This is a genomic window from Phascolarctobacterium sp. (genome assembly GCF_030531065.1).
Lineage (GTDB): Bacteria > Bacillota > Negativicutes > Acidaminococcales > Acidaminococcaceae > Phascolarctobacterium_A.
In genome coordinates this window covers 24,067-30,724 of the sequence record NZ_JAUNOQ010000021.1, presented here as the reverse complement: position 1 = coordinate 30,724, position 6,658 = coordinate 24,067, and the positions used below count along the sequence as shown (strand labels likewise).

General features: G+C 50.1%; 7 protein-coding genes. 1 reads left to right on the top strand and 6 read right to left on the bottom strand.

The features are described 5' to 3' along the window. Positions 1-409: 409 nt before the first annotated feature. Both scfB and Q4E64_RS10805 read right to left on the bottom strand, forming a co-directional pair. Positions 410-1,807 carry a thioether cross-link-forming SCIFF peptide maturase gene (scfB, locus tag Q4E64_RS10810; protein ID WP_303167924.1) on the bottom strand — a complete coding sequence of 466 codons (1,398 nt, stop codon included), beginning with the start codon at positions 1,805-1,807 and terminating at the stop codon, positions 410-412. A gap of 301 nt (positions 1,808-2,108) precedes the next feature. Next, positions 2,109-2,444: a helix-turn-helix domain-containing protein gene (locus Q4E64_RS10805; protein ID WP_303167923.1), complete on the bottom strand. Its 336-nt coding sequence runs from the start codon at positions 2,442-2,444 to the stop codon at positions 2,109-2,111. 137 nt (positions 2,445-2,581) lie between these two features. Here Q4E64_RS10805 and Q4E64_RS10800 point away from each other — a divergent pair, with 137 nt between their 5' ends. After that, complete coding sequence (locus tag Q4E64_RS10800; protein WP_303167922.1) at positions 2,582-3,154, top strand: flavin reductase family protein; 573 nt, start codon at positions 2,582-2,584, stop codon at positions 3,152-3,154. Positions 3,155-3,212: 58 nt separating this feature from the next. Here Q4E64_RS10800 and scfA read toward each other — a convergent pair whose 3' ends face one another. The 4 genes from scfA to yvcK all read right to left on the bottom strand — a co-directional run bounded on the left by scfA (position 3,213) and on the right by yvcK (position 6,653). Next, positions 3,213-3,359 carry a six-cysteine ranthipeptide SCIFF gene (gene scfA, locus Q4E64_RS10795; RefSeq protein WP_293729689.1) on the bottom strand — a complete coding sequence of 49 codons (147 nt, stop codon included), beginning with the start codon at positions 3,357-3,359 and terminating at the stop codon, positions 3,213-3,215. 97 nt (positions 3,360-3,456) lie between these two features. After that, complete coding sequence (locus Q4E64_RS10790; protein ID WP_303167921.1) at positions 3,457-4,323, bottom strand: polysaccharide deacetylase family protein; 867 nt, start codon at positions 4,321-4,323, stop codon at positions 3,457-3,459. After that, complete coding sequence (gene whiA / locus Q4E64_RS10785; RefSeq protein ID WP_303167920.1) at positions 4,320-5,258, bottom strand: DNA-binding protein WhiA; 939 nt, start codon at positions 5,256-5,258, stop codon at positions 4,320-4,322. Before whiA ends, Q4E64_RS10790 begins: the two co-directional genes overlap by 4 nt. 21 nt (positions 5,259-5,279) lie before the next feature. Continuing rightward, positions 5,280-6,653, bottom strand: coding sequence for a uridine diphosphate-N-acetylglucosamine-binding protein YvcK (yvcK, locus tag Q4E64_RS10780; protein WP_303167919.1), 1,374 nt, complete (start codon positions 6,651-6,653; stop codon positions 5,280-5,282). Positions 6,654-6,658 lie beyond the last annotated feature (5 nt).

Below are 6,658 nucleotides of genomic sequence, written 5' to 3'. Positions count from 1 at the left end.
CTCGATATACATTAGTATTATCTCGCTCGCAAATCTTGCGGCTTCGCGAATCTGAACAATTTCTCTTTGCCAATCTTCTTCGTTTTGTCTGGCGACGTTGGTGTTTGTTTACTGCCGTATCGCGTCGACTTGTATATAATACCACTCGCCTAACATTATGTCAACACCCTTTTTCGACTTTTTTTGCACATTTTTGATGATACGCAAGGCTGCGTTGGCAAAGAAATTATTATGTATACACGCTTTGCAGCCTCAAAAAAAGTGCAAAAAGCTTTGCCAGATTTTATTTTTTTATTGCTGAATCAGCTTTTTACGCCAAAAATCACCATAAAACATTTTATCAAGCGCTGACAAATAAAGAATCCGGCCTCCGCATTGCACAGAAAGCCGGTCCGTTTGAAATCAGTTTTTATTTTTCATAAGTGAAGTTATTAATCTGCGGACGCAAATCCTCGCCCTGCTGCGCTTCCGCCGACAGCACGGCCTGCACCAGAATAGCGTTTTCCAAGCGCTTCTTTTGCAGCTTGCAGCCGTACTCATAAGGCTTAGAAATATCGCCGTTGATTAAATCGGCGTTAGCATGGCAGCCGCCGCTGCAGAAAAAGCGCGCCCAGCACTTGCTGCACTCCGGCTTCGTCATAACATGGGTATGACGGAACTTCTGTACCAGCTGCGGCTTTACCACGCCGGTTTCCAAAGTTCCCAGCTTATATTGCTCACGTCCAACAAATTGGTGGCATGGGTAAATATCGCCGTCGGCAGTGATAGCAAAATATTCGTGGCCTGCGCCGCAGCCCGCCAAACGCTTAGCCACGCATGGCCCGTTATCCAGCGCCACGTTAAAGTGAAAGAAATCAAAAGCGTCGCCCTCGCGGCGTTTAGCCAAATAAGCCCGCGCCAGCTTATCATATTCGTCAAAAATAACCGGCAGATCCTCTTCTGTCAGCACCCAGGGCTCGTCGACGCCAACAACTGGTTCTACCGAAATTTCCTTGCCCACCTTAGTCATATCCAAAACATCCTCGCAGAAATGCGTGCTGTAATGAGTGTAGGTTCCGCGCAGATAATAATTTTTTCCCTGACGGCTGTCGATCAGCTTTTTAAAGCCGCGCACTGCCGCGTCGTAGCTGCCCGTCTTATTGGGGAAGGGACGCATGGCATCGTGAGTTTCCTTTTTGCCGTCCAGGCTCAGCACCAGCATAACGCGGTTATCGTTCAGGAATTTGATGTTTTCATCATTTAACAGCGTGCCGTTCGTCGTCAGCGTCAGCTTGATATTTTTGCCCGTTTCCTGCTCGCGGCGGCGTACATATTCCACAATATGCACAACAACCGGCCAGTTCATCAAGGGCTCGCCGCCAAAAAGATCCAGCTCTAGATTATGACGCTTTTTGCTTCCCTCAATAGCAAACTCCACAGCCTTTTCCGCCGTTTCCTTGCTCATCAGCTGGCGGCAGCCGCCAAAGGAACCCGTATCGGCGAAGCAATAACCGCAGCGCAGATTGCAGTCGTGCGTTACCAGCAGGCACAAGGATTTTACGATGGGCTTTTCCGCGAAGGTCGGCGGCACGTCAAAGGCAGGGCTGAACAGCAAACCGTCCTTTTGCAAGCCGTGCATTTCCGCCAGCGCGTCCCGCAGATCCTCCTCGCTGTATTTATCTTTTAATGCGGCGACAGCCTCCTCGTCATTACTGCCGTCATAGTAATCCAACAAATCATAAATAACATCGTCGACCAAATGCACCGCCCCGCTGTTGACATCCAGCACAGCCATGTAATCGTCAAGACGCATTTTATGTATCAGCATATAATTCAACCTTCCTTTTATAAAATAATGATAACAAAGCAAAGAGGCTTTGGGGGAGTTCTCCCTTAGAAAAATTATTTATAATTATAACATTTGCAAAGGGCATGGTCAATTTGTTACGATTGCAAGGAAAACGCCAAATATATGATTATTCTTCCTGCCTTTTGCTGCCGTAAGACACAGCTCCTTCTGCCGCCAACAAATTCCCCTGCCTATAATGTTAGTAGTAGTACGCATCTGCTTTCCGCTTCTGTCGCAAAGGAGCAAAAAACCTTCTTTTTACGCTATCGGGTTCACTTACTTACAGCAAGCGGTTTTCGTTTCCCCAAGAACAAAGCTTATCCAGCACTTCCATTAAGGAACGCCCTCTTGGAGTCAACGAATACTCTACCTTGGGAGGTATTTGCGGATACACCTTACGCACAATAAGACCGTCAAGCTCCAGCTCTTTCAGATGCTGGCTTAAGGTTTTATCGGTAACTTTTTTCAGATAACGCTGCATTTCATTAAAGCGGACAGGCTCGTATTCCATTAAGCAATACAGTATTACCGGCTTATATTTGCCGGAAATTAAAGAAAGCGTGTAGCTGTAACCGGTTTCTTCAAAATTAGCGTCTTCAATACAGGGCTTGTTCATGGCTTTCCTCCAGGATAGTACCTATGCCAGAAGTAGGTACTTGTATTTTTTCTTGCAATTAGTATAATTATATTATCAGCAGCCGTTAATGTCAATTTCACGCGCTGTAAATATAAAAATAACTGGAGGCATGACTAATGAAAAAAGATTTAGGAGTTCTGCAGGCAGTATATCCCATGCCCGTACTCATGGTAGCGGCCTATGACGAAAACGAAAAAGTTAATGTGATGAACGCCGCGTGGGGGCAAATCTGCGACAATGACAAGATTATCATTTTTATCGGCGAAGGCAAAAAGACATGGCTCAACATCAAAGCCAGCAAAGCCTTTACCGTTGCGCTAGCCGATGAAGCGCACATGGACGTCGCCGATTTCTTCGGCATCGCTTCCGGCAATAAAATTAACGATAAATTTGAGCGCACAGGCTATACGGCAGTCAAAAGCGACAAGGTTCACGCTCCCATCATCGACGAATTTCCCGTCGTTATGGAATGCGAGCTGCTTGATATTCTGGACACCAAATATGTATCCGGTATCGTCGGCCGCATTGTCAATGTAAAAGCGGAGGAAGCCGTGCTTTCTGAAAATGGTAAAGTAGACCCTGCAAAGCTACACGCGCTTAGCTTCGACACCTTCCAACATGGTTATTATACGACTGGCGAAAAAGTTGGGCAGGCTTGGAATGCCGGCGCCAAATTGATGAAAAAGTAAATAAATCCGTAATACAAAAATCCCCCGGCCTAAGCCGAGGGATTTACTTTTCGGGAAATTATTTGCTGTGTTCGCAAACCTGATTGCCAACGGTGCAAGAGGTTTTGCAAGCGGATTGGCAGGAAGCCGGGCACTCGCCGCAGCCGCCGGTACGCAGGGTTTTGTTCAGCATTGCTTTATTAACAGTTTGGATATGTTTTCTCATCATCAATACCTCCAATAGATAATATTATATTACGTTCTTATTTTATCGTGTTTTGCTGCGTTTTGCAAGCAGTTTTTACGCCGCTAATGCCTGAGCGTTACTGCACTACCAAATCGCGGACAATATTTATATCCACGCCCTTGGTCTGCAAAAAGCCCCAGAAGTACGCCTGCTCCAGGCGCCGCTTAAAGCCCTCCAGGCCGTTGCCGTCGTCGGCCACCGTCACGCGGTACATTTCCAGCGGCGCGCGCTTATACGTGTCTGCCGTATTCACGCCTACATGACCCGTCAGCGCACGGTAAAAGCCGTACTTTTTCGCAGCGGCCACTACCGTAGAATTGTAGCTGCCATTAGGATAAGCCAGAGTACGTACAATATAGCCGTCAAATTTTTTCTTCAGCCAATAGCGCGACGTATCCAGCTCCCACACCAAATATTTTTCTTCAATTTTCGCTAGAGGATTGTGGCTGTAGGTATGGGATCCCAGCTCCATGCCCGCGTCGATTAAAGCCTTAATCTCCTGCTCGTTCATATGCAGCTCGTCGCCCATTTCCCTGTTGATAACGAAAAACGAGCCCTTCGCGCCGTATTTTTGCAGCAAAGGCAGCACCACGCTGTAATTATTTTTATAGCCGTCGTCAAAGCTCAAGGCGACGTACTTATCCACGCTTTCGCCACGCTCCAAGCGGTAAGCCAGCTGCTCCACGCTGACAATGGTATAGCCCCGCTCCGTAAGATATCGCAAGTGGGATTCAAAAAGCTGTGGTTTCATAATCAGGCTTGCGGGCCAGTCCGTACCCTCCTCATCGCCTACGGCATGGTACATCAAAACCGGCGCTCCCGTTTTGCGAAAGGCGGCGTATTCCTGCTGCCAGCGTTCGCCGTTCAGCAGCCAGGCCGCGCCGCAGCCAATGGCGACAAGCAAGGTTATACCCAGCAGCGCCGCGAAAATTTTCTTCATCATTTGTCCGCCTTCTCCAAATCCATACCCAGGCCCACGGCAATCTCCTGCAATTTTTTCAGGCGGTGGTTAATGCCGGACTTGCCCAGGCCTCCGGCATATTCCACTAAATCGTTTAAGGAAACGTCGGGATGGGTCAAGCGCAGACGGGCTATCTCCTGCAAATTGGGAGCCAGCTGCGCCAGCCCTCCGTGCTCGTCGATATATTTAATGCAGCTCACCTGGCGCACTGCCGCCTTGACCACCTTATTCAGATTAGCCGTTTCGCAGTTCACCGCCCGGTTGACGTTATTGCGCATCTCTTTGACGATGCGCACGTTTTCCAGCTCCATCATGGCGTTGTGCGCGCCGATAACGCTTAAAAAGCTGATGATGCTTTCGCCGTCTTTTAAATAAACGATGTATTCGTTTTTGCGGTCCGTCAGCTTGGCCCTGAGCGAAAAGCTCTGCATCACCTTGATAATGGTCTGGGCAAAATTTTCGTTGCCCGTCACCATCTCTAAATGATAATCGCTGGCCGGACGGCTGATGCTGCCGCCGCCCAAGAAGGCGCCGCGCAGAAAGGTGCGCTTGCAGTTATGGCTGGCCAGCAGCGGATTTTTCAAATCGCTTTCCACGCTCAAAAGCTGCAGCTCGTTCAGCGCCACGCTGACCTTAGGCGCAGGCAGCACATGCACCTGATAACGGTTATTCTTTTTTAAACGGCGCGACCTGGTGATGACCACCTCCGTCTGCACCTGATAATTGTTTTTCAGCATATGCAGTACGCGGCGGGCCAGCGCGGCGTTTTCCGTAGAAAAGTGAATGCCCACGTTCATGCCGCGGATAATAATAGCGCCGCTCATGCGCAGCAGCCCCAAAAGCTCCGCCTTATCGGCGTCCGCATCGTTAGTTTCTATACGCGATAATTCGTTTTTTACATCATTGGAAAAAGACAAGCCGCTGCCTCCCCTCGCAGATTATTTATTATCCTCGTTCTGTTTATTCATGCGCCGCATTCCCTGACGCATAAAAAAGTAATCGAAAAACTGCATACCGCGCCCAAAAAGACGCAGGCGGTAGATTAACGCGATCAGCACCCGCGCCAGCTTGCGCGGATCGTGACGCACCAAATCGCGCTTACTGATAAGCCGCGCAGGCACCACCGTAATGCCCAAGCTGCGAATCTTGTCCACGTCCGGCGTAATGGGCATGGAGCCTTCGGCGTTATATTGCCGCAGCTGCTCCACGGTTACATCCTGATCGTTGACGATTACATAATCCAAAAACTGTGCGCCCGCATGGTCGATCAAGGCTTTAACATGCTCGTAAGCGCCGTAGCCGTCGGTTTCGCCCGGCTGGGTCATCACATTGCAGATATAAATCTTTACCGCCTTGGACTGTAAAACAGCCTCGCGGATGCCGTCCACCAAAAGGTTAGGAATAACGCTGGTGTACAAGCTACCGGGGCCGAAGATCAGCACGTCCGCGTGGGCAATGGCCTCCACCGCCGCGTTGGCTGCCGGAGCGTCCGCAGGAGCCATCATCATGCGGCTGATGCGCTTGCGTACCTTGGGAATTTCCGATTCTCCCGCCACAATGCTGCCGTCAAACATCCGCGCCCGCAGCTGAATATTAGCCAGAGTCGAAGGAATAACGCGCCCGCGCACCTTCAAAATCTGGCTGGTAGCGTTTAAGCCGGCCTCCATGCCGCCCTCCGCCTGAGCCATGGCCGCAATAAATAAATTGCCGAAGCAATGGCCTGCCAGCGGCGAATCGCCTTGAAAGCGGTACTGCATCAGCCGCTCCATCAAAGGCTCGCGGTCAGCGAGAGCCGTCAAGCAGTTGCGCAGATCGCCGGGAGGAATAATTCCCAGCTCCTTGCGCAAACGACCGGACGAGCCGCCGTCGTCCGCCGACGTTACCACCGCCGTACAATTATTTGTAATATATTTCATGCCGCGCAGCAAGGTAGATAAGCCCGTACCACCGCCCACCACCGTAATCGCCGGGCCGCGGGTCAGCTTGCGCTGCATAAAAATCGTTTCCATCAGCGAGCCGTTTTTATCCGGCACAACTACGGACACCACGGAACTGATTAAACGCCGCGTACCGTAAATCATCGTGCCGAAGCCGACCAGCAGAAAAACCACGCCCAGGCCCATAATCAAACGATTGGAGTAGCGCCCGGTCGTCAGATAGGTCATCTGAAATAGCAATTCCTCCGCCTTGCCCATCAGCTGATAATTAAAAAATAAAGCCAGGCCCAGAGCGCAAAGCAAAACGCCCACCGCAAACAGCAGCAGCCAGCGTTTTAAATTGATGCCCGGGCACAGCCAACTAATCCATCCCATAGGCT

What these genes read in the sequence shown, in the direction of transcription:
- scfB (WP_303167924.1), bottom strand. Translation starts at nt 1,807, where the DNA reads ATGCTGATACATAAAATGCGTCTTGACGATTACATGGCTGTGCTGGAT.
- Q4E64_RS10805 (WP_303167923.1), bottom strand. Translation starts at nt 2,444, where the DNA reads ATGAACAAGCCCTGTATTGAAGACGCTAATTTTGAAGAAACCGGTTAC.
- Q4E64_RS10800 (WP_303167922.1), top strand. Translation starts at nt 2,582, where the DNA reads ATGAAAAAAGATTTAGGAGTTCTGCAGGCAGTATATCCCATGCCCGTA.
- scfA (WP_293729689.1), bottom strand. Translation starts at nt 3,359, where the DNA reads ATGAGAAAACATATCCAAACTGTTAATAAAGCAATGCTGAACAAAACC.
- Q4E64_RS10790 (WP_303167921.1), bottom strand. Translation starts at nt 4,323, where the DNA reads ATGATGAAGAAAATTTTCGCGGCGCTGCTGGGTATAACCTTGCTTGTC.
- yvcK (WP_303167919.1), bottom strand. Translation starts at nt 6,653, where the DNA reads ATGGGATGGATTAGTTGGCTGTGCCCGGGCATCAATTTAAAACGCTGG.